Source organism: Shigella sp. FC1661 (genome assembly GCF_001712525.1).
In the GTDB taxonomy this organism is placed as follows: domain Bacteria; phylum Pseudomonadota; class Gammaproteobacteria; order Enterobacterales; family Enterobacteriaceae; genus Escherichia; species Escherichia coli.
Window position 1 is genome coordinate 1 of sequence record NZ_MDGW01000204.1, and the last position, 3,579, is coordinate 3,579.

Below are 3,579 nucleotides of genomic sequence, written 5' to 3' on the forward strand. Positions count from 1 at the left end.
GTACCGGGTTGAGAAGCGGTGTAAGTGAACTGCAGTTGCCATGTTTTACGGCAGTGAGAGCAGAGATAGCGCTGATGTCCGGCAGTGCTTTTGCCGTTACGCACCACCCCGTCAGTAGCTGAACAGGAGGGACAGCTGATAGAAACAGAAGCCACTGGAGCACCTCAAAAACACCATCATACACTAAATCAGTAAGTTGGCAGCATCACCGCCTTTTTTCTGTTGCGCCGTCAGCGCATTTTCATCTCCACGCAACCATTTATCAAATGGGGAATCCGGCGTAATTAATGTTTTCTCAAATTCAGCAATGGCATCAGTAATATTTTCGCCACTGAAACCTTGCGGATAAACTTCGAGGAACTGCGCTTTAAGCTGCGGATCTTTTTCCAGCTTAGCAATAATTTCGTCCCAGGATTTCGACGCCATTTCAATCGGGTTCAACGGCGGTCCACCTGCCTGATCCTGCAATGTTGCCGCACGACCATCCCAGAACTGCTCAACGTTAAATACTGAGTTAAATACCGTCGGCGCGTTAATCGGCCCAACTGCGCCACCAACACCAATCGATGTTTTTCTGCCATCGACGCCCCCCGCATTCAACGCATGGCAATGAGCGCATGAAATGGTGCTATCAGCCGATAAACGGGGATCGTGATACAGCGCAAAGCCCAACGCCACTTTTTGCGCATCGGTAGGCAGTTTTTGCGGGATGGGCTGCACCGGTTCATTGCGATGCTCCGGAGCAGTATCATTGCTGGCGTAATATTCCGCGCGCTGTTTTGCAATCCAGGCCAGTATTTCCGCCCGCTCTTCATCACTCACCTTACCCGCCCAGTGTAGCGCGGTATAACGCGTTGGTGGCATAGTTTCATACTGCATCACCCATTCAATCTTATTCAGATCGCTTTGCGAAACGGGTTTATCAGCCAGCAGTGCCGCACGCACGGCCTCGAGGTTAAAAGATTTATATCCAAGCTTAATGTCGTAATCCATCAACTGTTTCGCGCCAGGAATATAATAATAGGCGGGTAATTCTGCCGAAGGCGTGTGGCAATAGTCGCATCCTTTTTCGCGGAGAAAGCCTAAAACCTTATTATTTTCACTGACAGCAGATGCCTGAACATCGGCCTGTTTACTGCGTTTATTATCGTGGTACCACACATAACCAGATAACCCTAAATAGCAAATCGCGACGCCAGCCAGGCCGATCGCGGTAATACGTGAGACCATTTTCATTATTCTTCCCTCACGGTGGTGAGTTATTGTGACCCAGAAAATTTTCCAGAATGCTGCAAACGTCTCTGCGAGACAAAGCCATCATAAAAAACAGGGAGATACGCTTTTTGATAGGAATCAATTACATGAATATAAACTATCAATAAGATAGCCTGTGCCTATTACCCAGATCAGGAATGGCATATCATGATTGCGGCGAGAGCAGGATTGAATGTTCTGAAAATGAAAAACAACACCAAATCCGTATTTTTATAAATTCCATTGATATTAGTGCGTTATATTTTTTGACAAGTTAATAAACGTGATCCACCGCACGCTTTGTAGCCCACCAGGCGGAGCGAATGACTACCCTTAAAGAAAAGCCGATAATTAGCGACGAATTTCGGAGGTTGGATCCTTATGCTCAATCAGAAAATTCAAAACCCTAATCCAGACGAACTGATGATCGAAGTCGATCTCTGCTATGAACTGGACCCGTATGAATTAAAACTGGATGAGATGATCGAGGCAGAACCGGAACCCGAGATGATTGAAGGGCTGCCCGCCTCTGATGCGCTGACGCCTGCCGATCGCTATCTCGAACTGTTCGAGCATGTTCAGTCGGCGAAAATTTTCCCCGACAGTAAAACCTTTCCCGACTGCGCACCCAAAATGGACCCGCTGGATATTTTAATCCGCTACCGTAAAGTGCGCCGTCATCGTGATTTTGACTTGCGCAAGTTTGTTGAAAATCACTTCTGGCTGCCGGAGGTCTACTCCAGCGAGTATGTATCGGACCCGCAAAATTCCCTGAAAGAGCATATCGACCAGCTGTGGCCGGTGCTAACCCGCGAACCACAGGATCACATTCCGTGGTCTTCTCTGCTGGCGCTACCGCAGTCATATATTGTCCCGGGCGGCCGTTTTAGCGAAACCTACTATTGGGATTCCTATTTCACCATGCTGGGGCTGGCGGAAAGTGGTCGGGAAGATTTGCTGAAATGCATGGCCGATAACTTCGCCTGGATGATCGAAAACTACGGTCACATCCCCAACGGCAACCGCACCTATTATTTGAGCCGCTCGCAACCACCGGTTTTTGCGCTGATGGTGGAGTTGTTTGAAGAAGATGGTGTACGCGGTGCGCGCCGCTATCTCGACCACCTGAAAATGGAATATGCCTTCTGGATGGACGGTGCAGAATCGTTGATCCCTAATCAGGCCTATCGCCATGTTGTGCGGATGCCGGACGGATCGCTGCTCAACCGTTACTGGGACGATCGCGACACGCCGCGTGACGAATCCTGGCTTGAGGACGTTGAAACCGCGAAACATTCTGGTCGCCCGCCCAACGAGGTGTACCGCGATTTACGAGCGGGGGCGGCCTCCGGTTGGGATTACTCTTCCCGTTGGCTGCGTGATACTGGTCGTCTGGCGAGTATTCGTACCACCCAGTTCATCCCCATCGATCTGAATGCCTTCCTGTTTAAACTGGAGAGCGCCATCGCCAACATCTCGGCGCTGAAAGGCGAGAAAGAGACAGAAGCACTGTTCCGCCAGAAGGCCAGTGCCCGTCGCGATGCGGTAAACCGTTACCTCTGGGATGATGAAAACGGCATCTACCGCGATTACGACTGGCGACGCGAACAACTGGCGCTGTTTTCCGCTGCCGCCATTGTGCCACTCTATGTCGGTATGGCGAACCATGAACAGGCCGATCGTCTGGCAAATGCCGTGCGCAGTCGGTTACTGACACCTGGCGGGATTCTGGCAAGCGAGTACGAAACCGGTGAACAGTGGGATAAACCCAACGGCTGGGCACCGTTACAATGGATGGCGATTCAGGGATTTAAAATGTACGGCGATGACCTTCTGGGTGATGAAATCGCGCGAAGCTGGCTGAAGACGGTGAATCAGTTCTATCTGGAACAGCACAAACTGATCGAAAAATACCATATTGCCGATGGTGTTCCACGCGAAGGCGGCGGTGGCGAGTATCCGTTGCAGGATGGGTTTGGCTGGACTAACGGTGTGGTACGCCGTTTAATTGGTTTGTACGGCGAACCATAATATTTTTACAGCCAGCCGCTAACTTCCTGCTGGCTGTAAAATTATCCTCTTCAGGAGGAGTAATGCCAGTCAGTTAAGCAACTGACTGGCTCTTTTTCGGGGCTGTGGGGTATTTCCAGGGCCTCTCCTTTACCACTCTCGGAAGGCCCTTCCCCTTCTCGTCGGTAATTTCACAAGTTGTCCCATACTTGCAAGATCGCGCATCAGCTCCGGTATACGTCCCGGTGAAGCGCCCTGCAATGTCATCAGCATTCTCATCACCATTCCGCATGATTCTGAGAAACTCAGTTGATT

Annotated in this window: 2 protein-coding genes and 2 pseudogenes; 1 reads left to right on the forward strand and 3 read right to left on the reverse strand. The window is 50.4% G+C overall.

Going from position 1 to position 3,579, the window contains the following annotated elements; translation table 11 throughout:
• The coding region (locus BFF42_RS12690) for an IS1 family transposase (RefSeq protein WP_001392526.1) at positions 1-155 on the reverse strand (155 nt) is incomplete at its 3' end.
• A 55-nt stretch (positions 156-210) separates the two neighbouring features.
• Positions 211-1,236, reverse strand: a pseudogene (gene ccp, locus BFF42_RS12695) (cytochrome c peroxidase); the annotation flags it as partial.
• A 399-nt stretch (positions 1,237-1,635) separates the two neighbouring features.
• Here ccp and BFF42_RS12700 point away from each other — a divergent pair.
• Positions 1,636-3,285, forward strand: a complete 1,650-nt coding sequence (locus BFF42_RS12700) for an alpha,alpha-trehalase (RefSeq protein ID WP_000934216.1) — start codon at positions 1,636-1,638, stop codon at positions 3,283-3,285.
• A 73-nt stretch (positions 3,286-3,358) separates the two neighbouring features.
• On the opposite strand, the pseudogene BFF42_RS12710 reads toward BFF42_RS12700, so the two are convergent.
• Positions 3,359-3,579 (reverse strand): annotated as a pseudogene (locus BFF42_RS12710) (IS4 family transposase); the annotation flags it as partial.